General features: G+C 73.7%; 24 protein-coding genes. 11 read left to right on the plus strand and 13 right to left on the minus strand.

Annotated elements, in window-relative coordinates:
* Positions 1 to 32 precede the first annotated feature (32 nt).
* The 3 genes from EES41_RS18850 (at position 33) to EES41_RS18860 (ending at position 2,925) form a co-directional block, all read left to right on the plus strand.
* Positions 33 to 1,469, plus strand: coding sequence for a DUF2252 domain-containing protein (locus EES41_RS18850; protein WP_174261702.1), 1,437 nt, complete (start codon positions 33 to 35; stop codon positions 1,467 to 1,469).
* 92 nt (positions 1,470 to 1,561) lie between these two features.
* A complete protein-coding gene (locus EES41_RS18855; RefSeq protein ID WP_073773971.1) occupies positions 1,562 to 2,371 on the plus strand; it encodes a J domain-containing protein in 810 nt (269 codons plus the stop codon).
* 209 nt (positions 2,372 to 2,580) lie between these two features.
* On the plus strand, positions 2,581 to 2,925 hold the full coding sequence (locus tag EES41_RS18860) for a rhodanese-like domain-containing protein (protein WP_123079588.1): 345 nt from the start codon (positions 2,581 to 2,583) through the stop codon (positions 2,923 to 2,925).
* Positions 2,926 to 2,932: 7 nt separating this feature from the next.
* Here EES41_RS18860 and EES41_RS18865 read toward each other — a convergent pair whose 3' ends face one another.
* The 6 genes from EES41_RS18865 to paaA form a co-directional block, all read right to left on the minus strand.
* Positions 2,933 to 4,075, minus strand: a complete 1,143-nt coding sequence (locus EES41_RS18865) for an acyl-CoA dehydrogenase family protein (protein WP_123079589.1) — start codon at positions 4,073 to 4,075, stop codon at positions 2,933 to 2,935.
* Positions 4,076 to 4,195: 120 nt separating this feature from the next.
* Positions 4,196 to 5,341, minus strand: a complete 1,146-nt coding sequence (locus EES41_RS18870) for a 2Fe-2S iron-sulfur cluster-binding protein (protein ID WP_254211495.1) — start codon at positions 5,339 to 5,341, stop codon at positions 4,196 to 4,198.
* Complete coding sequence (paaD, locus tag EES41_RS18875; protein WP_123082555.1) at positions 5,342 to 5,827, minus strand: 1,2-phenylacetyl-CoA epoxidase subunit PaaD; 486 nt, start codon at positions 5,825 to 5,827, stop codon at positions 5,342 to 5,344.
* A gap of 17 nt (positions 5,828 to 5,844) precedes the next feature.
* Positions 5,845 to 6,579: a 1,2-phenylacetyl-CoA epoxidase subunit PaaC gene (paaC, locus tag EES41_RS18880; protein WP_123079590.1), complete on the minus strand. Its 735-nt coding sequence runs from the start codon at positions 6,577 to 6,579 to the stop codon at positions 5,845 to 5,847.
* Entirely contained in the window at positions 6,576 to 6,860 is a 285-nt protein-coding gene (paaB, locus tag EES41_RS18885; RefSeq protein ID WP_008739989.1) for a 1,2-phenylacetyl-CoA epoxidase subunit PaaB, read from the minus strand. The genes paaC and paaB overlap by 4 nt, the downstream gene beginning before the upstream one ends.
* Positions 6,857 to 7,810, minus strand: a complete 954-nt coding sequence (gene paaA, locus EES41_RS18890; RefSeq protein WP_037799747.1) for a 1,2-phenylacetyl-CoA epoxidase subunit PaaA — start codon at positions 7,808 to 7,810, stop codon at positions 6,857 to 6,859. Before paaA ends, paaB begins: the two co-directional genes overlap by 4 nt.
* Positions 7,811 to 7,981: 171 nt before the next feature.
* On the opposite strand from paaA, the gene EES41_RS18895 reads away from it, so the two are divergent.
* The 3 genes from EES41_RS18895 to EES41_RS18905 all read left to right on the plus strand — a co-directional run bounded on the left by EES41_RS18895 (position 7,982) and on the right by EES41_RS18905 (position 11,042).
* Positions 7,982 to 8,737 (plus strand): DUF5819 family protein, encoded by a 756-nt coding sequence (locus tag EES41_RS18895; RefSeq protein ID WP_123079591.1) that lies wholly within the window; start codon positions 7,982 to 7,984, stop codon positions 8,735 to 8,737.
* On the plus strand, positions 8,734 to 9,960 hold the full coding sequence (locus tag EES41_RS18900) for an HTTM domain-containing protein (RefSeq protein ID WP_123082556.1): 1,227 nt from the start codon (positions 8,734 to 8,736) through the stop codon (positions 9,958 to 9,960). Before EES41_RS18895 ends, EES41_RS18900 begins: the two co-directional genes overlap by 4 nt.
* A 335-nt stretch (positions 9,961 to 10,295) precedes the next feature.
* Entirely contained in the window at positions 10,296 to 11,042 is a 747-nt protein-coding gene (locus tag EES41_RS18905; RefSeq protein WP_123079592.1) for an RNA methyltransferase, read from the plus strand.
* A gap of 7 nt (positions 11,043 to 11,049) precedes the next feature.
* On the opposite strand, the gene paaN is transcribed toward EES41_RS18905, so the two are convergent.
* Positions 11,050 to 12,732, minus strand: a complete 1,683-nt coding sequence (paaN, locus tag EES41_RS18910) for a phenylacetic acid degradation protein PaaN (protein ID WP_123079593.1) — start codon at positions 12,730 to 12,732, stop codon at positions 11,050 to 11,052.
* A gap of 167 nt (positions 12,733 to 12,899) precedes the next feature.
* Here paaN and EES41_RS18915 point away from each other — a divergent pair, with 167 nt between their 5' ends.
* Entirely contained in the window at positions 12,900 to 14,414 is a 1,515-nt protein-coding gene (locus tag EES41_RS18915; RefSeq protein ID WP_123079594.1) for a 3-hydroxyacyl-CoA dehydrogenase, read from the plus strand.
* Positions 14,411 to 14,998 (plus strand): TetR/AcrR family transcriptional regulator, encoded by a 588-nt coding sequence (locus EES41_RS18920; protein ID WP_123079595.1) that lies wholly within the window; start codon positions 14,411 to 14,413, stop codon positions 14,996 to 14,998. The genes EES41_RS18915 and EES41_RS18920 overlap by 4 nt, the downstream gene beginning before the upstream one ends.
* Positions 14,999 to 15,102: 104 nt before the next feature.
* On the opposite strand, the gene EES41_RS18925 is transcribed toward EES41_RS18920, so the two are convergent.
* Positions 15,103 to 15,642 (minus strand): Lrp/AsnC family transcriptional regulator, encoded by a 540-nt coding sequence (locus tag EES41_RS18925; RefSeq protein WP_123079596.1) that lies wholly within the window; start codon positions 15,640 to 15,642, stop codon positions 15,103 to 15,105.
* Positions 15,643 to 15,835: 193 nt separating this feature from the next.
* Here EES41_RS18925 and pdhA point away from each other — a divergent pair, with 193 nt between their 5' ends.
* From pdhA to EES41_RS18940, 3 genes are read left to right on the plus strand one after another with little or no spacing between them, the layout of a single operon-like run.
* Complete coding sequence (pdhA, locus tag EES41_RS18930; RefSeq protein ID WP_073774137.1) at positions 15,836 to 16,969, plus strand: pyruvate dehydrogenase (acetyl-transferring) E1 component subunit alpha; 1,134 nt, start codon at positions 15,836 to 15,838, stop codon at positions 16,967 to 16,969.
* 38 nt (positions 16,970 to 17,007) lie between these two features.
* Complete coding sequence (locus tag EES41_RS18935) at positions 17,008 to 17,976, plus strand: alpha-ketoacid dehydrogenase subunit beta (RefSeq protein ID WP_047961063.1); 969 nt, start codon at positions 17,008 to 17,010, stop codon at positions 17,974 to 17,976.
* Positions 17,976 to 19,295 carry a dihydrolipoamide acetyltransferase family protein gene (locus EES41_RS18940; protein ID WP_123079597.1) on the plus strand — a complete coding sequence of 440 codons (1,320 nt, stop codon included), beginning with the start codon at positions 17,976 to 17,978 and terminating at the stop codon, positions 19,293 to 19,295. The genes EES41_RS18935 and EES41_RS18940 overlap by 1 nt, the downstream gene beginning before the upstream one ends.
* Before the next feature lie 88 nt (positions 19,296 to 19,383).
* Here the strand turns inward: EES41_RS18940 and EES41_RS18945 are convergent, their stop codons facing one another.
* The 5 genes from EES41_RS18945 to EES41_RS18965 all read right to left on the minus strand — a co-directional run bounded on the left by EES41_RS18945 (position 19,384) and on the right by EES41_RS18965 (position 24,841).
* Positions 19,384 to 20,361 (minus strand): NAD(P)H-quinone oxidoreductase, encoded by a 978-nt coding sequence (locus tag EES41_RS18945; protein WP_123079598.1) that lies wholly within the window; start codon positions 20,359 to 20,361, stop codon positions 19,384 to 19,386.
* A gap of 28 nt (positions 20,362 to 20,389) precedes the next feature.
* Positions 20,390 to 21,490, minus strand: coding sequence for a TrkA family potassium uptake protein (locus EES41_RS18950; RefSeq protein ID WP_123079599.1), 1,101 nt, complete (start codon positions 21,488 to 21,490; stop codon positions 20,390 to 20,392).
* Positions 21,478 to 22,836, minus strand: coding sequence for a molybdopterin molybdotransferase MoeA (locus tag EES41_RS18955; RefSeq protein ID WP_254211496.1), 1,359 nt, complete (start codon positions 22,834 to 22,836; stop codon positions 21,478 to 21,480). Before EES41_RS18955 ends, EES41_RS18950 begins: the two co-directional genes overlap by 13 nt.
* Positions 22,833 to 23,714: an NTP transferase domain-containing protein gene (locus tag EES41_RS18960; RefSeq protein ID WP_123079600.1), complete on the minus strand. Its 882-nt coding sequence runs from the start codon at positions 23,712 to 23,714 to the stop codon at positions 22,833 to 22,835. The genes EES41_RS18955 and EES41_RS18960 overlap by 4 nt, the downstream gene beginning before the upstream one ends.
* 590 nt (positions 23,715 to 24,304) lie before the next feature.
* On the minus strand, positions 24,305 to 24,841 hold the full coding sequence (locus tag EES41_RS18965) for a bacterial proteasome activator family protein (RefSeq protein ID WP_008740015.1): 537 nt from the start codon (positions 24,839 to 24,841) through the stop codon (positions 24,305 to 24,307).
* Between the last annotated feature and the right edge of the window lie 17 nt (positions 24,842 to 24,858).

Here is a 24,858-nt window from a genome sequence, read left to right on the forward strand (position 1 = left end):
CAGTACGACGGGTACGGGTGGGGGCGGCGCGCATGGTGGCGATACCGGAGCAGCGGGTGGCGGGGCCGGACCGGACGACGGGGGGCGGGCGGATACCCGTCGTCGCGGGGTTCGCACCCCGGACGGTCTCCGGTTCGCCCCGTGCGGCGGGCAAGGCCCTGCGGGAGCGCGTACCGCGCGCGGCGCACGCGGGCTTCGAGGCACCCGCCGGCCGGCCGGACGCCGTGCGCGCGGTCGAGGAGTCCAATGCCGGGCGGGTCGCCGAGCTGGCGCCGATCCGGGTGGGACGGATGGCCGCGAACCCGTTCGCCTTCCTGCGCGGGTCGGCCGGGCTGATGGCCCACGACCTGTCCGGCGGGCCGGTGACCGGGGTGGGCGCGCAGATCTGCGGTGACGCGCACGCGGCCAACTTCGGCCTGTACGGGGACGCGCGCGGGCGGCTCGTCATCGACCTGAACGACTTCGACGAGACCGTGTTCGGTCCGTGGGAGTGGGACCTGAAGCGGCTGGCGACCTCGCTGGTGCTGGCCGGACGGGTGGCCGGCGCGGACGAGGACACCTGCCGGGCGGCGGCGCTGGACACGGTGGGCGCCTACCGGCGGACCATGCGGCTGCTGGCGAAGCTGCCCGCCCTCGACGCGTGGAACGCCATCGCGGACGAGGAACTCGTCTCGCACACCGACGCCCGGGACCTGCTGGGCACGCTGGAGCGGGTCTCGGAGAAGGCCCGCAACAACACCTCCGCCCGGTTCGCCGCCAAGTCCACCGAGGCCGGTACGGACGGCGTACGGCGCTTCGTGGACGCCCTGCCGGTGCTGCGCCGGGTCGGCGACGGCGAGGCGGCGGCCGTGGCGGCCTCGCTGGGCCCGTACCTGGAGACCCTGCAGGGGGACCGGCTGCCGCTGCTGGCCCGGTACGCGATCCATGACGTGGCCTTCCGGGTGGTGGGCACCGGGAGCGTGGGCACCCGCTCGTACGTCGTGCTGCTGCTGGACCACCGCGGCGAACCGCTCGTCCTCCAGGTGAAGGAGGCACGGCCCTCGGCACTGCTGCCGTACCTGCCGGCCCTGGGGTTCACCTCCGCTCCGGAGGAGCACGAGGGGCGGCGGGTGGTGGCCGGCCAGAAGCGGATGCAGGTGGTCTCCGACATCCTGCTGGGCTGGACCACCGTGCGGGGGCGGCCCTACCAGGTCCGCCAGTTCCGCAACCGCAAGGGCAGCGTGGATCCGGCGGCCCTGGCCCCCGAGCAGATCGACGACTACGGGCGGATGACCGGCGCGCTGCTGGCGCGGGCGCACGCGCACAGCGCCGATCCGCGGGTCCTGGCCGGGTACTGCGGCAAGAACGACGAGCTGGACGAGGCGATGGCCACGTTCGCCGTGGCGTACGCGGACCGGAGCGAGGCCGACCACGCGGACCTGGTGGCGGCGGTGCGGAGCGGCCGGATCGCGGCGGAGGCGGGGGTCTGAGCCGCTTGCCGACCGGCTTTCTCGGGTCTCGGTCCCGGGCCGGTGTTTCACGTGAAACACCGGCCCGGGCGGACCGGCCTTAGGCTGGCCGGGTGAGCGAGCAGCAGACTGAACAGACGGTCCCCGGCGAGGAGCGCCCCGAGGCACGCCTGGAGCGGGCCGTCCGGGCCGCCGAGCAGGCGCTGATCGAGTTCGAGATCGCGGTGGAGACCTTCCGGGTGGAGGTCGAGAACTTCTCCCGGCTGCACCACCAGAAGCTCGGGCCGATGTACTCGCGGCTCGACGAACTGGACGCGCTGATCGCGGAGGCGAAGGCGGCGCGCAGCGGTGATCCGGAGGATCTGCGGCGGGCCCGCGAGGCGCGCTCGCTGGTCATGCCGATGCCGGGGGTGGACGAGCTCTTCCACGACTGGCTCGACACCGACGGGATCTCGGACGACGCGGGCGCGATGCTCACCGAGCGGCCGGTGCGGCCGCCGGAGCGGGTGCGGCCGTCGGAGGAGGTACGCCGGCTCTACCGCGACCTGGTCCGCCAGGCGCATCCGGATCTCGCCCAGGACGAGGCCGAGCGGACGCGGCGCGACGAGTTCATCGCGCGGGTCAACGCGGCGTACGGGCGGGGCGACGAGCGGTTGCTGCGCGAGCTGGCGCAGGAGTGGGCCGAGGGTCCGGCGCCGGAGGCGGCGGGGCCGAGCGAGAGCGAGGAGCTGTACGCGCGGCTGGAGTGGCTGTCGCGGCGCAAGGAGCTGCTGGCGATGGTGGCCAAGGAGCTGGAGGACAGCGCGATCGGGTCGATGCTGCGGATGGCGCCGGAGGATCCGGACCGGTTGCTGGAGGAGATCGCGGAGCAGTTGCTGGCCACGGTGTCCGAGCGGGAAGCGGAGCTGGCGGGGCTGGCCTGATCCCTGCCGGGCCGTGGTGAAGGTCGGGGCCGAGGGCCGTGCGGGGCTGTGCCGCACGCGGCCCGGGCTGCGCCCGGCTTTCCGGGGCTCCGCCCCGGACCCCGCGCCTCAAACGCCGGCGGGGCTGGATGTGGCCCGCGCCTGTGGCTGATGCGTTGGCGGGGCTCGGATAGGTTGAGGGTCAGACCTGCGATGAGAGAAGGCGACGTATGAACTTCGGACCGCTCCCCTCGGTGGACGCCGCCGCGGTGCCCTCCGAAGGCTTTGTCCTGGACGTCCGCGAGGACGACGAATGGGCGGCCGGGCACGTGGAGGGTGCGCTGCACATTCCGATGAGCGACTTCGTGGCCCGCTTCGGTGAGCTGACGGAGGCCGTCGAGGACGGCCGCCGCGTCCATGTGATGTGCCGGGTCGGCGGGCGTTCCGCCCAGGTGACCCAGTACCTGGTGCGCCAGGAGATCGACGCCGTGAACATCGACGGCGGCATGCAGGCTTGGGAGGGCGCCGGGCGCCCGATGGTGACCGACAACGGGAACCCGGCCTTCGTGCTCTAGCGGGGCGTCACGCGAGGGGATGGGCGGCCAGCAGGTCGCCCAGGGCCTCCTCGTGTGCCGCGGCCGGGCCGAGCTGGAGCTCCAGCTGTTTGGCCCAGGCGTGGTAGCGGTGCAGAGGGTAGTCGGTGTCGGCGCCGAAGCCGCCGTGCAGGTGCTGCGCGGTCTGTACGACCCGGCGTACGCCCTCCGAGGCCCAGATCTTGGCGACGGCGACATCGCCCGCGCTCGGCAGCGGTCCGCCGGCGCCGCCGGTCGTGGCGTCGAGCCGCCAGGCGGCCTGCCAGAGGGTGACCTCCATGGCGCGCAGGTCGATGTAGCGGTCGGCTGCCTGGACGGCGACGGCCTGGAAGGTGGCCACCGGAAAGCCGAACTGCTCGCGCTTGCCGGTGTACTGGCTCGTCATGGCGAGCACGTTCTCGCCGAGTCCCAGTGCCAGGGCGCAGGTTCCGGTGGCGAGGAGCTGGCGGAGCCGGTCCCAGGCGCCCGGGGTGTCGATGAGGTGCGCCTCGGGCACCCGTACGCCGTCCAGGGTGAGTTCGGCGAGCCGCTCCCCGCTGGTGGAGTACTGGTCGGCGAGGGTGAGCCCGTCGGTGGTGCGCGGGACCAGCGCGAGGACGGCCTCTCCTTCGCCGGTGTGGGCGGGTACGGCGATCCAGTCGGCGCTGTGGGCCCAGGGCACGGAGGTCTGCACCCCGTCCAGGGACCACCGGGTGCCCTCGCGGCGGGCGCTGACGGCGAGTTCGGCGGGGTCGTGGCCGGTGCGGCCGTGGGCGGCGGCGGTGAGGACGAGCTCGCCGCGCCCGGCGCGGGGCAGCAGGGCGGAGGCCAGTTCGGGGCTGCCGTGGGCCTGGACGGCCATCGCGGTGGCGCAGTGCTCCAGCAGGGGCACCCGGGCCAGTACCTTCGCCGCCTCGCGCAGCACCAGGCACAGGGCGACGGCGTCGAGGCCGGCCCCGCCGTGCCGCTCGGCGAGGACCAGGCTCAGCAGGTCGGAGGCGGCCAGCTTGGCCCACAGGGGCCGGTCGAACTCCTCTGCCACGGCCCCCGGGGTGAGCGCCGGGCTGGGCACGCTGTCGGGCGCGACATCCGCGAACACGGCCTTCGCCGCCTCGACGGCGGCCTGCTGTTCCTCGGTGAAGGTGAAGTCCACTGCCTGTCCTCCCGCGTGCACCGGATCCCGGATCCCGTTCAGATCTGACGGAGCGTCAAGATAGAACAGGTTCCCGGAATTGCCCAGTGCGCGGGGCTCGCGGGCAGCGGACGCCGGGCCTCAGCGGTCGAAGTCGATCTCCACTTCCTCCGTCACCGGATGCGACTGGCAGGCCAGCACGAATCCGGCCTCCGTCTCCTCCGTCTCCAGCGCGAAGTTGCGGTCCATCCGGACCTCGCCGGCGACCACGAACGCCCGGCAGGTGCCGCACACCCCGCCCTTGCAGGCGTACGGGGCGTCCGCGCGGTTGCGGAGCACCGCGTCCAGCAGGGATTCCCCGTCCCGGACCGGCCAGGTGCCCGAGCGGCCGTCGAGCCGGGCGGTGACGCGCCCGCGGGCACCGGCGTCCGAGGCGGCGACGGGGGCCGGCGGCGCGGTGTCCTCGACGTGGAAGATCTCCTCGTGGACCCGGGACCGGGCGACACCGAGCCCGCCCAGGGCCCGCTCCGCGCCCTGCACCAGCCCGTACGGCCCGCACAGGAACCAGCCGGCCACCTCGGAGACCGGCAGCAGCGCGGGCAGCAGCTCCGCCAGCCGGGCCTCGTCGAGGCGCCCGGACGGCAGTCCGGCCTCCTGCTCCTCGCGGGAGAGCACCGTGACGAGCTGGAAACGGTCCGGGTAGCGGTCCTTGAGGTCGGCGACCTCCTCCAGGAACATCGTCGACGCCGCCGAGCGGTCGCTGCGCACCAGGCAGAACCGGGCCTCGGGCCGGGCCCTCAGCAGGGTGGCGGCGATGGACAGCACCGGGGTGATCCCGCTGCCGCCGACGATCGCCGCGTAGTGCCCGGTGGCCGGCGCGGCGGCCGGATCCAGCACGAACCGCCCGGCCGGGACCATCACGTCCAGCGTGTCCCCGGCGGCGATCTCCTTGTGCGCGAACGTGGAGAACTCGCCGCCCTCCACCAGCCGCACCCCGACCCGCAGCAGGGCGGGGCCCGGGCCGTCCGGGTCCGGGGCGGGAGAGCAGATCGAGTAGGTGCGGCGGACCTGCCCGCCGCCGGGGGCGGTCCGGCGCAGGGTCAGGTGCTGGCCGGGCGCGTGCCGGTACTCGGCGCGCAGCTCCTCGGGAACGACCAGGGTCAGGGCCACCGAGTCGTCGGTGAGCCGGTCGACCGCCGCCACGTTGAGCGGGTGGAACGCGCCGTGCCGTGCGGGGCGCGGGTTCACCAGCGCGGCGGACGGCGCGGACGGCGAGGTCGCAGCCATCTACAGCTCCTTGAAGTGGTCGAACGGTTCGCGGCAGGCGACGCAGCGGCGCAGCGCCTTGCAGGCGGTGGAGGAGAACCGGCTGAGCAGCTCGGTGTCGGTCGATCCGCAGTGGGGGCACCGGACCGACAGGGTGAGCGACACCGGCCCGCCGGCCGCGTGCGGGCGCGGCGGGGCGATGCCGAACTCGGCGAGCTTGCGGCGGCCCTCGGCGCTGATGTCGTCGGTGGACCAGGCGGGCGAGAGCACGGTGGTGACCCGTACCTCGGGGATGCCGTGCTCGGTCAGCGCCCGCTCGATGTCGGCGGACATGGCCTCGATGGCCGGGCAGCCGGTGTACGTGGGGGTGAGGGTGACCTCGGCGTGCCCGTCGTCATGCATCCGCACCCCGCGCATCACGCCGAGCTCGGAGAGGGACAGCACGGGCAGCTCCGGGTCGGGGACGGAGCCGGCGATCTCGGCCAGCTCCGTCTCCAGGCGGGTCATGCCGGTGTCGGCGAAGGTCACCACGACGCCCCCGGGTGACTGCGGTGCAGGTGCTGCATCTCGGCGAGCATCCGCCCGAACGGCTCGGTGTGCAGACCCTGACGGCCGGCGCCGGCCGCCCAGGCCCCGGTGCGGGGCCCTTCGGGCAACGCGAGCCCGGCGCGGTCCAGCACACCGGTCAGCGAGGCCAGCCAGCGCTGCTCCAGGGCGGCCCAGTCCACCTCGACCCCGTCCACGGGCGCGAACATCTCGCCGGTGAACTTCCACAGCGCGTCGAGCGCGGTGCGCATCCGGAGCCGGCTCTCCTCGGTGCCGTCGCCGAGGCGCAGGGTCCACTGCTCGGCGTGGTCGCGGTGGTACGCGGTCTCCTTGACGGCCTTCGCGGCGAGCGGCCCGAACGGGCCGTCCCCGACGGCGAGTTCCGCGTAGAGCTCGTGCTGGTAGAAGGAGAAGTACAGCTGTCGGGCGATGGTGTGCGCGAAGTCGCCGTTCGGCTGCTCCACCAGCTGGAGGTTGCGGAAGGCGCGCTCCTCGCGCAGGAACGCCAGTTCGTCCTCGTCGCCCGCGAGGGAGAGCAGGACGCGGGCCTGGCCGAGCAGGTCGAGCGCGATGTTGGCGAGCGCGACCTCCTCCTCCAGGACGGGCGCGTGCCCGGCCCACTCGCCGAGGCGGTGGGACAGGATCAGCGCGTCGTCCCCGAGGGCGAGGGCGGCTGCCGTACGGACGACATCGGTGCCGGAGGTGCTGGTCACAGGTGGCGCACCCCCTCGGGGATCTCGTAGAAGGTGGGGTGCCGGTAGGGCTTGTCGGCGGAGGCGGCGAAGAACGGGTCCCGCTCGTCCGGGGAGGAGGCGGTGATCTCCGTGGAGGGCACCACCCAGATGGAGATGCCCTCGCCGCGCCGGGTGTACAGGTCGCGGGCGTTGCGCAGGGCCATCTCCGCGTCCGGGGCGTGCAGGCTTCCCGCGTGCGTGTGCGAGAGGCCGCGCCGCGAGCGGACGAACACCTCCCACAGGGGCCAGTTCTGCGTCATACCCGTGCCTCGCTTTCCGTACGAACGTGCTTCTCGGCATACGCCGCGGCCGCCTCGCGGACCCAGGCGCCTTCCTCGTGGGCGGCGCGCCGCTGGTTGATGCGCTGGTCGTTGCACGGGCCGTTGCCCTTGAGCACGTCCCAGAACTCCGCCCAGTCGATCGCGCCGAAGTCGTGCTGCCCGCGCTCCTCGTTCCACTTCAGGTCCGGGTCGGGCAGGGTCAGCCCCAGCGCCTCGGCCTGCGGGACGGCGATGTCGACGAAGCGCTGGCGCAGCTCGTCGTTGGAGTGGCGCTTGATCCGCCAGGCCATCGACTGCGCCGAATGCGCCGATTCGTCGTCCGGCGGGCCGAACATCATCAGCGAGGGCCACCACCAGCGGTCCACCGCGTCCTGCGCCATGGCGTGCTGCGCCTCGGTGCCCTTGGACAGGGCCATGAGGAGCTCGAAGCCCTGGCGCTGGTGGAAGGACTCCTCCTTGCAGATCCGGACCATGGCGCGCGCGTACGGGCCGTAGGAGCAGCGGCAGATCGGCACCTGGTTGGTGATCGCCGCGCCGTCCACGAGCCAGCCGATCGCGCCCACGTCGGCCCAGGTCAGGGTGGGGTAGTTGAAGATCGACGAGTACTTCTGCTTGCCGGAGTGGAGCTTGTCGAGGAGCTCGTCGCGGCTGGTGCCGAGGGTTTCGGCGGCGCTGTACAGGTACAGGCCGTGGCCGGCCTCGTCCTGCACCTTGGCCATCAGGATCGCCTTGCGGCGCAGCGAGGGCGCGCGGGTGATCCAGTTGGCCTCGGGCTGCATGCCGATGATCTCGGAGTGCGCGTGCTGCGCCATCTGGCGGACCAGCGAGGCCCGGTACGCCTCGGGCATCCAGTCGCGCGGTTCCACTCGCTCGTCGGCCGCCACGGCCGCGTCGAAGGCCGCGGCGAGCTGTGCGCCGAGGTCCGGCATGCCGAGTTCTTGCACGCCGGAGTCCTGCGCGCCCGCTTGCCCGGCGTCTGTCCCGGGGGCCGCGTTCGGCCCCGTCTCCGGGGTCACTGCCACCATCACGGCCCCCTGTCAGAGTTTGTCGGCCGTCCGTCGATCTACCCGACCGACCGATCGTTCGGTTCGTCCTCTTCAATGGTGAGACGGCGGCCCGTAGGGTGTCAACCTCTGTGGTCAACCCTGTGGACGCCGGATGATCGGGGCGGGATGGATTCGAACGAGCGCGAGCGCGCGGAAGGGGCCCTTCCGGTGGATGTCCCGCCGTCGCCCCGGGCGCCCGGGATCGCCGGTCTGTCCACGCCGTACCGGGTCGTCACGGCCCTGGCACTGGGCGCCGTGGCCGTCGCGGCCTGCTGGCACCTGGCCCTGGTGTTCCTGCACGTGGCCCCCTCGAACACGCTGAGCAAGCGGCACGCGGGAATGATCGACGGCTGGATCTACCCCGAATTCGAACAGAACTGGAAGCTCTTCGCGCCCAACCCGCTCCAGCAGAACATCGCGGTCGAGGCCCGCGCGCAGGTACGAACGGATGACGACCGGCTGGTCACCGGCACCTGGCGCGACCTGTCCGCCGAGGACGGCGCGGCGATCCGGCACAGCCTGCTGCCGAGCCACACCGAGCAGAACGAGCTCCGGCGGGCCTGGGACTTCTACACCGGCTCCCACGACGAGGACGAGAAGCCGAGCGGTGAGCGCGGCAGGCTGTCGGAGGAGTACCTGCGGCGGATCGCGGTGGACCGGCTGACCGCTCACGGCGCGGACGGCGCCGACGGTCGTGTCGTACGGATCCAGTTGCGCTCGGCGACCCGGGCGGTGCCCGCGCCGGCGTGGTCGACGGAGCGGACCGACACGCAGACCTACTACCGGGAGCTGCCGTGGTGGACGGTGTGACACGGCTCCGGGCTGCGGCGGGCCGGGGACTGGCGAAGGTCACCGGGCAGGCGCTGGGTCCTTACCAGAGCGCGGTGGTCCGGATCGGGTTCTCCGCGACCTGGCTGTTCTTCCTGCTGCGGGAATTCCCGCACCGGCGGGAGCTGTACGGGCCGGACGGGCCGTGGAGCTGGGACCTGGCGCACCGGCTGACGGACTCGAACGAGGCGTTCAGCGTCCTGATGTGGTCGGACTCCACGCTGTGGTTCGAGCTCGTGTACGCCGTGTCCGTGCTGGCGAGCGTGCTGCTGATGCTGGGCTGGCGGACGCGGACCTCGGCCGTGGTGTTCATGGTCGGGGTGCTGTCGCTGCAGAACCGCAGCGTGTTCATGGGGGACGGCGGGGACAACGTCATCCACCTGATGGCGATCTACCTGGTGCTGACGCGGTGCGGGCGGGTGTGGTCGCTGGACGCGCGGCGCGTGGCGCGGCGCGCGGGCTCTGGGCCGGGGGCGGGGCGGGACGTGGCCGGGCCCGTGTTGTGGGGCGTGCTGGGCGTGGTCCTCGCGTACGGGGCGGTCAGCGGGCGGTTCACGGCCGGGTGGCTGGTCGCCTTCGCGGCGGTGTGGGTGGCGCTGGGGCTGTGGTGGACGGTCGAACGGTACGAACCGGAGGGTGAGGGGCGGGCGGTCCTCGACGTCCTGGCGAACCTGCTGCACAACGCGGGGATGCTGGTGATCATGGCGGAGGTCTGCCTGATCTACGCGACGGCGGGCTGGTACAAGATCCAGGGCTCGCGGTGGCAGGACGGGACGGCGCTGTACTACCCGCTCCGGCTGGACTACTTCACGCCGTGGCCGGCGCTGTCGGGGGTGCTGGCGGGGAGCGGGGTGCTGGTGATGCTGCTGTCCTACGGGACGGTCGCGGTGCAGGTGGCGTTTCCGTTCACGCTGTTCAACCGGCGGATCAAGAACGTGCTGCTGGCGGCGATGATGCTGGAGCATGCGGGGATCGCGGTGCTGCTGGGGTTGCCGTTCTTTTCCATGGCGATGATCGCCGCCGATGCGGTGTTCTTGCCCACGGGGTTTTTGGTGTGGCTGGGGGCCGGGGCGGGGGCCTTCGGCCGGGTGGGCCGTGGCTTTGGCCTTGGCCTTGGCCGGGGCCGCCGGGGCGGGGCGGGGGCGGCGGATGCCGAGGTGGTGTCTGTGCCGGTGCCGGTACAGGCGGGGCCCGGCGGGGGCTGACCGGTCCGCTGCGCGGGCTTCTCCCCGCCCCACGGCTCCGCCGCCAGGACCCCGTACAGGTGCGGCGCCGTTGTCGGGGGCCAGCCCCCGAACCCCCGCGCCTCAAACGCCGGCGAGGCTGGAGGTGCGGGGCTGGGTTCCCGGAGGGGCCGGGTGGGGAAGGGCTGGAGGGGCCGGCAGGGTCTGATCGGCGGTGCGGCGGGGCCGGGTGGGGAGGGGGCGACGCCGGAGGGGCTGGCGGCGGCTGGTCGGCGGTGCGGCGGGGGTTGTCGGCGAGGCTGGCGGGGCCGGCTGGGTTGCTGCTGGGGGTGGGTGGGGGACGTAGGGTCGGGGGTATGAGTGAGCAGTTGGGGGTTGGGGAGTGGCGGGAGGGGGCCGGGCGGGGGGATCTCGTGCTCCTCGACGGGTTTCACGCGCTGAAGCACGCCCTGCGGTTCGGGGCCGATGTGCGGGCCGTCGTCGCCGATGATCCCGATGCCGTGCGGGCGCTGGCCGAGCAGCTGGCCCCGGACGTGGCGGCGGAGGTGGGGCGGCTCGTGCGCCCGGCGGAGCTGCGCGCGCTGCTGACCCGGGTGCATCCCACCGGGGTGGCGGCGCTGGCCGTGCGGCCCGACCGGGAGCAGGGCAGGGCCAGGCTGGAGCGGCGGCCGCGCAGCGCGCCCGTGGTCGTCCTCGACAACCCGCGCAACCTCGGCAACGTCGGCGCCGTCGTCCGGCTCGCGGCCGGGTTCGGGGCGACCGGGGTGGTGACCCGGGGCGACCTCGACCCCTGGCACCCGAACGTTGTCCGGGCCGGGGCCGGGCTGCACTACGCCACCACCGTGGACCGGGTGGAGATCGACACCCTGCCCGCCGGGCCGCTGTACGCGCTCGACCCGGAGGGCGAGGACATCCGTGCCCTCACCCTCCCGGACGACGCCCTGCTCGCCTTCGGCTCGGAGCGGCACGGGATCTCACCCGAGCTGCGGGAACGAGCCGATCATCTGGTGTCCCTGCCGATGCGGCCGCAGGTGTCCAGCTACAACCTGGCCACGAGCGTGGCCATGACGCTCTTCCACTGGGGCGGGCCCCACCCCGGTTAGCCGCTTCCTAGGCCTGGCGGCGGACTTCCACCACGCGGAAGCGGTTCGCGACGAAGGCGCCGTCGCACAGGGCGGCGTTCGCCGCCGGGTTGCCGCCCGAGCCGTGGAAGTCGGAGAACGCCGCCGTCTGGTTGACGAACACCCCGCCGGTCAGGTTCAGCGACAGCTGCGCCGACTCCTCCAGGCAGACCTCCTCGATGGCCCGCTCGGTGTCCGGGGAGGTGGTGTACGCGCCGACCGTCATCGCGCCCTTCTCACGCACCGTGCGGCGCAGGAGGTCCAGGGCGTCCGCCGTGGAGTCGACGGCGACCGCGAAGGAGACCGGGCCGAAGCACTCCGAGAGGTACGGGGCGGAGTCGTCCGGCTTCGCGGCGTCCAGCTTCACCATCACCGGGGTGCGGACCACCGCGTCCGGGAACTCCGGGTTCACGACCTCGCGCGAGGCCAGCGCGACCTCGCCCAGCCCGGCGGCCGCCTCCAGGCGGGCCTTCACATCCGGGTTGACCAGCGCGCCCAGCAGCGCGTTGGCCCGGGCGTCGTCGCCCAGCAGGCCCCCGACCGAGGCCGCGAGGTCGGCGACGACCTCGTCGTACGTCTTGTGGCCCGCGTCCGTCGCGATGCCCTCGCGCGGGATCAGCAGGTTCTGCGGGGTCGTGCACATCTGGCCGCTGTACAGGGAGAGCGAGAAGGCCAGGTTGGACAGCATGCCCTTGTAGTCGGAGGTCGAGTCGAGGACGACCGTGTTGACGCCGGCCTTCTCCGTGTAGACCTGCGCCTGGCGGGCGTTGGTCTCCAGCCAGTCGCCGAACTCCGTGGACCCGGTGTAGTCGATCAGCTTGATCTCGGGGCGGACGGCGAGGGCCTTGGCGATGCCCTCGCCCGGACGCTCGACGGCCAGCGCCACCAGGTTCGGGTCGAAACCGGACTCGGCGAGGACCTCGCGGGCCACCTTCACGGTCAGCGCGAGCGGCAGCACGGCGCGCGGGTGCGGCTTGACCAGCACCGCGTTGCCCGTGGCCAGGGAGGCGAACAGGCCCGGGTAGCCGTTCCAGGTCGGGAAGGTGTTGCAGCCGATCATCAGCGCGATGCCGCGCGGCACGGCCGTGAAGGTCTTGCCGAGCTCCAGCGGGTCCTTCTTGCCCTGCGGCTTCGACCAGTCGGCCTGCCCCGGGACCCTGGTCTGCTCCTCGTACGCGTAGGCCACCGCCTCCAGGCCGCGGTCCTGCGCGTGCGGGCCGCCGGCCTGGAACGCCATCATGAACGCCTGGCCGCTGGTGTGCATGACCGCGTGCGCGAACTCGTGCGTCCGCGCGCCGATGCGGGCCAGGATCTCGATACAGACCAGGGCGCGGGCCTCGGGTCCGGCGTCGCGCCAGGCGCCCATGCCGGCCTTCATCGCGGGCAGCAGCACGTCCGGGTCGACGTGCGGGTACTCGACGCCCAGCTCCGGGCCGAACGGGGACACCTCGGCGCCGGCCCAGCCGTCCGTACCGGGCTGGCCGAGGTCGAAGCGGGTGCCGCGCACGGCCTCGAAGGCGGCGAGGCCGTCGGCCGGGGCGGTCTCCCCGTAGGCCTTGGGGTGCTCGGGGTGCGGGGACCAGTAGGCGCGGCTTCGGATGGCGGCCAGCGCCTGTTCCAGGGTGGGCCGGTGCTTGGCGGACAGCTGGGGGACGGTGAGCGCGGCGGCCATCAGGGACCAACTCCTCGTTGAGCCGGGCAAGATCAGGCTGGTTCGCAGACTGAGATCAGGCAGGGGCGGGTGAAGAAGAGCAGACTGGAGTTAGAGTAACCGAACGATCGGTCGGGACAAGAGGGCCCGGCAGACCTGTGGATAAGTCGGTGCGGGAGGATCGGGTCATGACAGCAATCGAGCGGTCCCGCACAGTGGCGGTCGTCGGCGCCGGCACCATGGGGCAGGGCATCGCCCAGGTCGCCCTCCTCGCAGGTCACCGCGTGCTGCTCTACGACATCAACCCCGCGCTCGCCGCCGACGGCGCCGGGATCGTGCAGGACCGGGTCGAGCGGATGGCCGCGAAGGGCCGTCTGGACCGCGCCGAGGCCGAGGACGCGGTCGGCCGGATCGCGCCGGCCGGCGAGCTGGAGGACCTCGCGGACGCCGCCCTCGTCATCGAGGCCGTCGTCGAGGACGTCACCGTCAAGCGCGCGCTCTTCGCCGCACTCGAAGAGGTGGTTTCGCCGGACGCGCTGCTGGCCACCAACACCTCCTCCCTCTCCGTCACCGAGCTCGCCGCCGGTCTCGCCCACCCCGGCCGCTTCCTGGGCCTGCACTTCTTCAACCCGGCCCCGCTGCTCCCCCTCGTCGAGGTGGTCAGCGGTTTCGCGACCGACGCGGCCGCCGCCGCCCGCGCCTACGCCACCGTGCTGGGCTGGGGCAAGACGCCCGTCCGCTGCGCCGACACCCCCGGCTTCATCGTCAACCGGATCGCCCGCCCCTTCTACGCCGAGGCCTTCTCGGTGTACGAGGAGCAGGGCGCCGACCCGGCCACCATCGACGCCGTGCTCCGCGAGAGCGGCGGCTTCAAGATGGGCCCGTTCCAGCTGACCGACCTGATCGGGCAGGACGTGAACGAGGCCGTCACCCGCTCGGTCTGGGACTCGTTCTTCCGGAGCCCGAAGTTCACCCCGTCGCTCGCGCAGCGCCGGCTGGTCCAGTCGGGCCGCCTCGGCCGCAAGTCGGGGCACGGCTGGTTCCCGTACGGCCCGGACGCGCAGCTGCCCGCCCCGCACACCGCGGGCCCCGAGGAGGCCCCGGACAAGGTCACCGTCGTCGGCGACCTCGGCCCGGCGGCGGACCTGGCCGACCTCCTGGAGGAGGCCGGGATCGCGGTGACCGCGACCGAGCACGGAGGCCCGTACATCCAGCTGCCCGGCGAGGGCCAGCTCGTCCTCGCGGACGGCAAGACCTCGGTCGAGTTCGCCGACGTCGTCTACTTCGACCTCGCGCTCGACTACCGGGGCGCCACCCGGATCGCGCTCTCGGCCAGCGAGGACACCAGCGAGCGGACCCTGGCCGAGGCGATCGGGCTGTTCCAGAAGCTCGGCAAGCAGGTCTCCGTCATCGGCGACGTCCCCGGCATGATCGTCGCCCGGACCGTCGCGATGCTGATCGACCTCACCGCCGACGCCGTCGCGCGCGGGGTCGCCACGGCGCAGGACATCGACACCGCGATGCGGCTCGGCGTCAACTACCCGCTCGGGCCGGCCGAATGGCACGACCGGCTCGGCCAGGACTGGGCGTACGACCTGCTGCACCACCTGAACGAACGCTGCCCGGGCGGGCGATACGCGCCCTCCCTGGCGCTGTTCCGGCTGGGCTACGCGGCCGGGGACGAGGGGGAGGAAACGGAATGACCACCGTCAGGCGGGACACGTACACCCCGGAGACACTGCTGACCGTCGCGGTCCAGGTCTTCAACGAGCGCGGCTACGACGGCACCTCGATGGAGCACCTCTCCAAGGCGGCGGGGATCTCCAAGTCCTCGATCTACCACCACGTGGCCGGCAAGGAGGAGCTGCTGCGGCGCGCGGTCAGCCGGGCGCTCGACGGGCTCTTCGCCGTCCTGGAGGAGTCCGGGGCGGTGCGCGGCCGGGCGGTCGAGCGGGTCGAGTACGTCACGCGGCGCACCGTGGAGGTGCTGCTCGCCGAGCTCCCGTACGTGACGCTGCTGCTGCGGGTGCGCGGCAACACCCGCACCGAGCGGTGGGCGCTGGAGCGGCGGCGCGAGTTCGACCACCAGGTGGCGGACCTGCTGAAGGCCGCCGCGGCCGACGGGGACCTGCGGGCGGACGTGGACATCCGGCTCGCCACCCGCCTGCTGTTCGGCATGGTGAACTCGCTGGTCGAGTGGTACCGCCCGCACCCCGGCGCGGACCACGGCCAGCTCGCGGACGCGGTCGTCCACATGGCCTTCGAGGGGCTGCGCACCTCGCGCTAGCCGGACCGTGTCGGCCGCGGCGATCGCGGCGATCGCTTCGGCCGCTTCGGCCGTGTCTGTGCCTCCCGCCGCCCCGGCGCCGTGCCCGCCGCGACCCGGACGGCCTAGTCCTCCGTGATCGGCGGTCCCGCGGGCGGTCCCGGGGCCAGCAGGTCCGTTTCCTCGAACACCAGCAGCGTGCGCGTGGACAGCACCTCCGGGATGGACTGGAGGCGGGTCAGGACCAGCTCGCGCAGGGTCCGGTTGTCCGGCGTGTGGACCAGCAGCAGGACGTCGAAATCCCCGCTGACCAGCGCGATGTGCGCCGCGCCCGGCAGCTCCCGGAGCTTTTCGCGCACCGTCCGCCAGGAGTTCTGGACGATCTTCAGGGTGATGTACGCCGAAGCGCCCTGACCCGCGCGCTCGTGGTTGACCCGGGCGGTGAAGCCCCGGATGACCCCGTCGTCGATCAGCCGGTTGATCCGGGCGTAGGCGTTCGCCCGCGACACGTGCACCTGCTCGGCCACCGACCGTATCGAGGCGCGGCCGTCCGCCTGGAGCAATCTCATGATCGACCGGTCGATCGGATCCAGCGGGCGCGGTGGGACCTGAGGGCCCGTGGGGGCACCCCCCGGTGGGACCGGTGCGGAACCCGTTCCGGCCATTTGTTCATCCGGCATTGCCCACTGCCTCCCTCTCCTGGACGTCCTGCACCCATCCCAGGGCCCCGGCGCCACTTTGTCCACAGCCTGGAGCCGCCTGTAGCCAAATTGCGCAGACAACCGAACAATCGGTTGGTGAGGCGCCTCACACCCGGTGCGCCCCCTGCCCGCTTCCCACGAGGAGGTGTACGCCGCCATGACGGTCCAAGAGCTGCCCGGTGCCGGTGCGTCCCACCGTTCGACCCCGCCGCCCGCCTGGAGTCCGCGTACGGATGCCGCCCCGCTGCTCCCGGACCCGGAGCCGTACCGGGTGCTGGGCACTCCGGCGGCCGAGGGGCTCGACCCCGAGCTGATGCGCCGGTGCTACGCCGAGCTGGTCAGGGGCCGCCGCTACAACGCCCAGGCCACCGCGCTGACCCGGCAGGGCCGCCTCGCCGTCTACCCGTCCACGGTCGGGCAGGAGGCCTGCGAGATCGCCGCCGCGCTGGTCCTGGAGGAGCAGGACTGGCTCTTCCCGTCCTACCGCGACACCCTCGCGGCCGTGGCGCGCGGGCTGGACCCCGTACAGGCCCTGACGCTGCTGCGCGGCGACTGGCACACCGGGTACGACCCGCGGGAGCACCGGATAGCCCCGCTGTCCACCCCGCTCGCCACCCAGCTGCCGCACGCGGTGGGCCTGGCGCACGCCGCCCGGCTGCGCGGGGACGACGTGGTCGCGCTCGCCATGGTCGGCGACGGCGGCACCAGCGAGGGCGACTTCCACGAGGCGCTGAACTTCGCGGCCGTCTGGCAGGCCCCGGTGGTCTTCCTGGTCCAGAACAACGGCTTCGCGATCTCCGTCCCGCTCGCCAAGCAGACCGCGGCCCCGACGCTGGCCCACAAGGCCGTCGGATACGGGATGCCGGGCCGGCTGGTCGACGGCAACGACGTGGCCGCGATGCACGAGGTGCTGTCCGAGGCGGTCCAGCGGGCCCGCTCCGGCGGCGGCCCGACCCTGATCGAGGCGGTCACCTACCGGATCGAGGCCCACACCAACGCCGACGACGCGACCCGCTACCGCGGTGACGCCGAGGTCGAGGCGTGGAAGGCGCACGACCCGGTGCAGCTGCTGGAGCGCGAGCTCACGGCGCGCGGCCTGCTGGACGACGCGGGCATCCAGGACGCCAAGGACGCAGCCGAGCTGATGGCGGCGTCGCTGCGCGAGCGGATGAACGCCGAACCCGTGCTGGACCCGATGGACCTGTTCGAACACGTCTACGCGCGGCAGACCGGCCGGCTGCGCGAGCAGGCGGAGATGCTGCGCGCCGAGCTCGAAGCGGAGGAGCAGTGAGCACGGTGGCGGAGAAGCGGGTCGCCAAGCCGGCGACGATGGCGCAGGCGCTGGGCCGCGCGATGCGCGACGCCATGGCCGAGGACCCCACGGTCCACGTCATGGGCGAGGACGTCGGCACCCTGGGCGGCGTCTTCCGCATCACGGACGGCCTGGCGAAGGAATTCGGCGAGGACCGCTGTACGGACACCCCGCTCGCGGAGGCCGGCATCCTCGGCGCCGCGGTCGGCATGGCCATGTACGGGCTGCGGCCGGTCGTCGAGATGCAGTTCGACGCGTTCGCCTACCCGGCGTTCGAGCAGCTGATCTCGCACGTCGCCAAGATGCGCAACCGCACGCGGGGCGCGATGCCCCTCCCCATCACGATCCGGGTGCCGTACGGCGGCGGGATCGGCGGTGTGGAGCACCACAGCGACTCCTCCGAGGCGTACTACGTGGCGACCCCCGGGCTGCACGTGGTGACCCCGGCGACGGTGGAGGACGCCTACGGGCTGCTGCGCGAGTCGATCGCGAGCGACGACCCGGTGGTGTTCCTGGAGCCGAAGCGGCTGTACTGGTCGAAGGCCGACTGGAACCCGGACAGCCCGGCGCCCGTGCCGGGCATCGGCAACGCGCTGGTCCGCCGGGCGGGCACGAGCGCGACGCTGATCACCTACGGACCCTCGCTGCCGGTGTGCCTGGAGGCCGCCGAGGCGGCCCGCGAGGAGGGCTGGGACCTGGAGGTCGTGGACCTGCGCTCGCTGGTCCCGTTCGACGAGGACACGGTCGTGGCGTCGGTGCGCCGCACCGGGCGCGCCGTGGTGGTCCACGAGGCGAACGGCTTCGGCGGGCCGGGCGCGGAGCTCGTCGCCCGCATCCAGGAGAAGTGCTTCCACCACCTGGAGGCGCCGGTACTGCGCGTGACGGGCTTCGACATCCCGTACCCGCCGCCGATGCTGGAGAAGCACCATCTGCCCGGTGTGGACCGGATCCTGGACACCGTGGCGCGCCTGCAGTGGGAGAACTGATGCCGCAGGTCATGGAATTCAAGCTGCCCGACCTCGGGGAAGGACTCACCGAGGCCGAGATCGTCCGCTGGCTGGTCGCGGTGGGCGATGTGGTCGAGGTGGACCAGCCGGTCGTCGAGGTCGAAACGGCCAAGGCGATGGTGGAGGTTCCGTGCCCCTACGGCGGTGTCGTCACCGCCCGTTTCGGGGAGGAGGGCACGGAACTTCCCGTCGGCTCCCCGCTGATCACCGTGGCGGTGGGAGCGGGGAGCGAGCCGGAGCCGGCCGCCGTCGCCGAGTCCTCGGGCTCGGGGAACGTCCTGGTCGGCTACGGTACGGACCACTCCCGGCCGGCGCGTCGCAAGCGGGTCGCGCGGCCCGCGGCGATGGCCTCGGCCGCCGTGGTGGCCCCCGTCGCGGCGGTGGCCGCCGTGGCGGCTCCGGCCCCGGCGGCTCCGGCGCAGGCCTCCGGGCCGGTGCCGGTGATCTCGCCGCTGGTGCGGAAGCTGGCCCGGGACAACGGGGTGGACCTGCGCGCGCTGCGCGGATCGGGCCCCGAGGGTCTGATCCTGCGGGCGGACGTGGAGGCGGCCCTGCGGGCGCCGGCCCCGGCCGCCCAGCCCGCCGCCACCCCGGTCGCGGCGCCCGAGGGCGCGACGCGGATCCCGCTCAAGGGGCTCCGCGGGGCCGTCGCGGAGAAGCTGTCGCGCAGCCGCCGGGAGATCCCGGAAGCCACCTGCTGGGTCGACGCGGACGCGACGGAGCTGATGGCGGCCCGGGCGGCGATGAACGCCGCCGCGGGTCCCAAGATCTCGGTACTCGCGCTGCTCGCCCGCATCTGCACGGCCGCGCTCGCCCGCTACCCGGAGCTGAACTCCACGGTGGACCTGGCGGCGAACGAGATCGTCCGGCTTCCGTCGGTGCACCTGGGCTTCGCCGCGCAGACCGAGCGGGGCCTGGTGGTCCCGGTGGTCCGCGACGCCCAGTCGCGCAGCCCGGAATCGCTGTCGGCGGAGTTCGGGCGGCTGACGGAGCTCGCCCGGACGGGGAAGCTGGCGCCCGCCGACCTGACCGGCGGGACGTTCACCCTGAACAACTACGGGGTGTTCGGGGTGGACGGCTCCACGCCGATCATCAACCACCCCGAGGCGGCGATGCTCGGCGTGGGCCGGATCGTCGACAAGCCGTGGGTCCACGAGGGGCAGCTGGCGGTCCGCAAGGTCGTCCAGCTGTCGCTGACCTTCGACCACCGGGTGTGCGACGGCGGCGCGGCGGGCGGTTTCCTGCGCTACGTGGCCGACTGCGTCGAATCCCCGGCGGTCCTGCTCCGCTCCCTCTGAGCGGACCCCGGCCCGACCGGAGCCCGTCCACCGGGTCCCCGCACCGCCACGGACGGCGCGGGGACCCGGTCCGGTCCCGGTCGGCGGGTCACACGGTCAGCAGCAGCTTGCCCACGTGAGCGCTCGATTCCATGACGCGGTGGGCCTCGGCGGCGTCGCGCATCGGGAACGCCGCGTGCACGACCGGGGCGACGCGGCCCGTCGAGACCAGGGGCCAGACGTGCTCCCGGACCGCCGCGACGATGGCCGCCTTCTCGCCCAGCGGCCGCGCCCGCAGCGAGGTGGCGGTGATCGCCGCCCGCTTCGCCAGCAGCGCGCCCAGGTTGAGCTCCCCCTTCACCCCGCCCTGGAGGCCGATCACCGCGAGCCGGCCGTTCACGGCCAGCGCGTCCAGGTTCCGGCCCAGGTACTTCGCCCCGACGATGTCGAGGATCACATCGGCCCCGACCCCGTCCGTCGCGGCCCGCAGCTCCGCCACGAAGTCCTGCTCGCGGTAGTCGATCAGGACGTCCGCGCCCAGCTCCCGGCAGCGCGCGAGCTTCTCCGGGCCGCCCGCCGTGACCGCCACCTTCGCGCCGATCGCCTTGGCCAGCTGGATGGCCATCGTGCCGATGCCGCTGGAGCCGCCGTGCACCAGCACGGTCTCCCCCGGGCGCAGTTGCGCGATCATGAAGACGTTCGACCAGACCGTGCACGCCACCTCCGGCAGTGCGGCCGCCGTCACCAGGTCCACGCCCTCCGGCACCGGCAGCAGCTGGCCCGCCGGGACGGCCACCCGCTCCGCGTACCCGCCGCCGGCCAGCAGCGCGCACACCTCGTCGCCGACCGCCCAGCCGGACACGCCGGGGCCGATCGCGACGATCCGGCCCGAGCACTCCAGCCCGGGATGGCGCGAGCTGCCCGGCGGCGGATCGTAGAAACCCTGCCGCTGAAGGATGTCGGCGCGGTTCACGGCGCTCGCCGCGACCTCGACGAGCACCTCCCCCTCGCCCGCCACCGGATCGGGTACCTCGGCCCAGACGAGTGCCTCGGGGCCGCCGGGCTGTTCGATGGTGATCGCATGCATGGCCCGGAGGTTACGCCAACTCCGGCCGCTATTCAGCAGACCCCAGTGTCACCGGCGAGGACGTCGGCGGGGCCGCGCGGACGATCGTGATCAGACGGTCCGTCGCCTGGATCGGGCTCGCGTGCGGATCGTCGTACGCCAGCAGCCGGTGCCCGCGCAGCACGCTGACCACCAGATCGCTGGTCTCCCGCACCGACTTGCCGACCTCGGCCTTCCTGGCGGGCCGTTCGACCAGGTCGAGGCCGCTGCCCTGGTGGATGAGGTCCTCCATCACGGTGCCCGCGCTCGGGCTGAGCACCGACAGGCCCAGCAGCCGGCCGGCGGCGCTCGCGCTGGTGATGACCGCGTCCGCGCCGGACTGCTTCAGCAGCGGCGCGTTCTCCTCCTCGCGGACCGCCGCGACGATCTTCGCGCCCCGGTTGAGCTGGCGCGCCGTCAGCGTGACCAGGACCGCCGTGTCGTCGCGCTGGGTGGCGATGACGATCTGACGGGCCTTCTGGAGCTCGGCGCGCAGCAGGACATCGGAGCGGGTGGCATCGCCCACCACGCCCGTGAAGCCCTCCGCGTTGGCGATGTCGATCACCTTGGCGCTCGGGTCCACGATGACGACCTGCTCCCTCCGGAGGCCGGTGGCCAGCAGCGTGTGCAGGGCCGAGCGGCCCTTGGTGCCGAAGCCGACGACGACCGTGTGGTCACGCAAGTTCTTCCTCCAGCGGTTCAGCCGCCACTCCTCCCGGGTCCGCTCCGTGAGCACTTCCAGGGTGGTACCGACCAGGATGATCAGGAACAGCACGCGCAGCGGCGTGATCAGCAGGATGTTGATCAGCCGCGCGCTGTCGCTGTACGGGACGATGTCGCCGTAACCCGTCGTCGACAGGGTCACGGTGGCGTAGTAGACGCAGTCGAGGAAGTCCACCGACCCGTTGGCGTTGTCGTGATAGCCGCCGCGGTCCACCCAGACGAGCATCACCGTCAGGAACATCACGAACAGGGCCATCAGCAGACGCCGGGTCACCTGCCGCAGTGGCTTCTCCACCACGCGCGTGGGCAGTTTGACGCGCCGTGAGACGAGCTTCTCGTCCGCGTCCCGCGCCATCGCGTCAGAGCCCTCAAGTTTCACGTGAAACATCCCCCCGCCACCCAGGGCAGATCGAGAATTTCCAGGTCCTGCCCCGCCCGCGCGCCGTGCGGCGGTACGACGGCCAGCGCGTCGGCGGCGGCCACGCCGCGCAGCATCGCCGGGCCGTGGTAGCGCAGCGGTACCGCGTGCTCGTCGCTCAGCAGTACGGGGACGAGCCGGGTGTCGTCCGGGTGGCCGGGTACGTCGTCCCGCACGGGAGCGGTGTAGCGGGGGCGCCGGCGGCGGCCGGCGAGCGCGCGCAGCAGCGGGTCGGCGAGGGTCAGCAGCCCGGAGACGGCGGCGAGCGGATTGCCGGGCAGGCCCACGAGGTGGCGGCCGTCGGCCCGGTCCCCGAGCCGGGCGAGCAGCATCGGGTGTCCCGGGCGCACGGCGACCCCGTCGACGAGCAGCTCGGCGCCGGCCCGCTCCAGTACGGGGTGGACGTGGTCGACGGGGCCTGAGGCGGTGCCGCCGGTGGTGACGATCAGATCGGCCTCGGAGCCGGTGACGGCCTCGAAGAGGGCCTCCGCTCCGGCGGGGTCGTCGCCGAGCCGCCGGGTGCCGGTGACCTCGGCGCCGAGGCGGGTGAGCCAGGGGCCGAGCATCGGGCTGAGGGCGTCCCGGATCAGGCCGTCGTGCGGGAGTCCCTCGGTGAGCAGCTCGTCGCCGAGCACCAGGATCTCCACGCGGGGGCGGCGGCGGGTGGGCAGCTCGTCGTAGCCGGCGGCGGCGGCGAGGCCGAGCACGGCCGGCGTCACGAGGGAGCCGGCGGGCAGCAGCAGGTCACCGGAGCGGCACTCCTGGCCGCGCGGACGGATGTCCTGGCCGGTGCTGACGGGCCGCTCGGCGAACAGCTGGGACCCGGCCTCGTGGCAGTGCTCGCTGCGGATCACGGCGGTGGTGTCGGAGGGGATCCGGGCACCGGTGGCGATCCGTACGGCCTGGCCGTCGGCGAGGGGCGCGGGCCGGCCGGAGCCGGCGAGGACCCCGCCGCCGGGGCGGACGGTCCAGGGCCCGGGGCCGGAGACGGCCCAGCCGTCCATGGCGGAGGTGTCGAAGGACGGCAGGTCGGTGAGGGCGTCGAGGGGCACGGCCAGTACCTCGCCGAGGGCGTCGGCGAGGGATGCCCGGTGGGTGCGGGCACGGACGCCGGAGCCGGCGTACGCGGCGATCTCCCGGGCGCGGAGCCAGGGGACGGCGCGGTGCCCGGCCCCGCCGGGGGCGCCGGTGGTGGCGGGGGCGGCGCGGCTGACCAGGGCGAGGGCCTCGTCGAGGGCCTGTTCGGCGGAGGCGGGGGCCGGGCGGCCGGCGTCGGCGTTGGCTTCGGCGTTGGCGTCGGCGTCAATGGGGGTCATCCGGAGCCGCCCTCCTGGGCATCGGTGTCGGCCTCGGCCTCGGCGGCCCAGCGCAGGGCCAGGTCCCCGGCCTTGCGGGAGGCCTCGGCGACGGCCTGGGCGGGGTCGGCGCCGGACGCCGCCGCCTGGGCGGCCGCGTAGCCGACCAGGAAGGTGGTCAGCGGGGCGGCGGGCCGGGCGACACCGTGGGCGGCGTCACGGGCGAGGTCGAGGAGGGTCTTGGTGTCGACGGCGACGTCGATGCCCAGCTCGTTCTTGACTGCGGTCATCCATTCGTCCAGCACGTTCCCATGCTCCCTGATGCGGGCGCGGGCGGCGGCGAGATCCTCCCAGGTGTCGCAGTCGAACGAGGCGAGGGGCGCGCTCTCGGTGACGCTGACCGGGGTCAGGTCCAGCCCGGCGGTGAGGGCGCGGAGGGGGAGGCCCCGCAGGGAGCCGTGTTCGGTGGCGAGGAGGGCGATCTCGCGGCGCAGCGCTTCCGTGCGGTAGACGGCCACGAGGGGCTGGTCGCGGCCGTCGGGGTCGCGGAGGGCGGCGCCGTCGCCGACGGCGGCGGCGGCGTCCAGGAGGGCCCGGACGGCCGGCCGGTCGAGGAACGGGAGGTCGGCGGAGAGGACGAGGATCAGGGGCGCGGTGGTCTCGTGGAGCCCGGCGTCGAGCGCGGCGAGGGGGCCGCCGCCGGGAGGCGTCTCGCGGGTCCAGCGGACCGGGCGGGCGGTGGGACGGCGGTCGCCGACGACCACGGTGGTGCGGGCGTCGGGGCAGGCGTCGAGGACGCGGTCGAGGAGGGCGCGGGCGCCGACGGACAGGGCGGGTTTGTCCACCCCTCCGAGGCGATGCGCGCCGCCCCCGGCCAGGATGACTGCGTCGAAGATCATAGGCCAGGGTATGCCGCCGTACCCCCTGCGGGGCCGCCCGATTACAGCCCGTTTGCGCCCTGCTGCGCCCGCGCCTGCTGCGCCTGCGCCTCGCTGCGCCCGCGCCTGCGCCTGCGCCTCGCCTGCGCCTCGCCGCGCCTGCGCGTCGCCGCCCGCGCCCCGCCCCGCTCCCGCCCCGCCCGTGCCCGCCCGCGCCCTGTTCGGCCCCCGCCCCGCCTGAGCCGCCCCGCCCCGCCGCGCCTGCGCCTCGCCGCGCCTGCGCCTCGCCGCGCCTGCGCCTCGCCGAGCCCGCGCCCCGCTGCGCCTGCGCCTGCGCCTGCGCCTCGCCGAGCCTGCGCCTCGCCGAGCCTGCGCCTCGCCGCGCCTGCGCCTCGCCGAGCCCGCGCCCCGCTGCGCCTGCGCCTCGCCGAGCCTGCGCCTCGCCCCGCCCCCGCGCCGCCCGTGCCCGCCGGCGCCCTGTTCGGTCCCCGCCCCGCCCCGCCCGCCCCGTGCCCGCCCGCGCCCCGTTCGGCCGGTCCGGCGCAGGGCCGCGTTGCGGCCCGGACATGGGAAGGCCCGGAGCGCCGTGGGCGGTCCGGGCCGGGTGGAGGTTAGAGGTACGGGCCGGAGCGGATGGCTCCGTGGGGGCCCTCTTCGTCTTCGTGGGAGGCGCCGGGCGGGAGGGCGCGGCGCATTTGTTCGAGCTGGGCCCGCGCCGCCATCTGCTGCGCGAACAGGGCTGTTTGGATGCCGTGGAAGAGCCCCTCCAGCCATCCGACCAACTGGGCCTGCGCGATGCGCAGTTCCGCCTCGGACGGAATGGCCTCCTCCGTGAACGGGAGGGATAGGCGTTCCAGTTCTTCGACCAATTCGGGCGCCAGGCCGTCCTCCAGCTCCTTCACCGACGCGGCGTGGATGTCCTTGAGCCGGACCCGGCTCGCCTCGTCGAGAGGAGCGGCACGTACCTCTTCCAGGAGTTGCTTGATCATGCTGCCGATCCGCATGACCTTGGCGGGCTGTTCGACCATCTCCGTCACCGGGACCTCGCGCGACTCGTCATCGGCGCCGCCGACCGCCGTCCCGTCCTGTCCCACGATCAGGACGTGCGGGGGACTGTCCTGCGACCGTTCACTCCTCGGCATCTCCATGCCGCCATTCTCTCGCA

It is taken from the genome of Streptomyces sp. ADI95-16 (assembly GCF_003721495.1).
Taxonomy (GTDB): Bacteria; Actinomycetota; Actinomycetes; order Streptomycetales; family Streptomycetaceae; genus Streptomyces; species Streptomyces goshikiensis.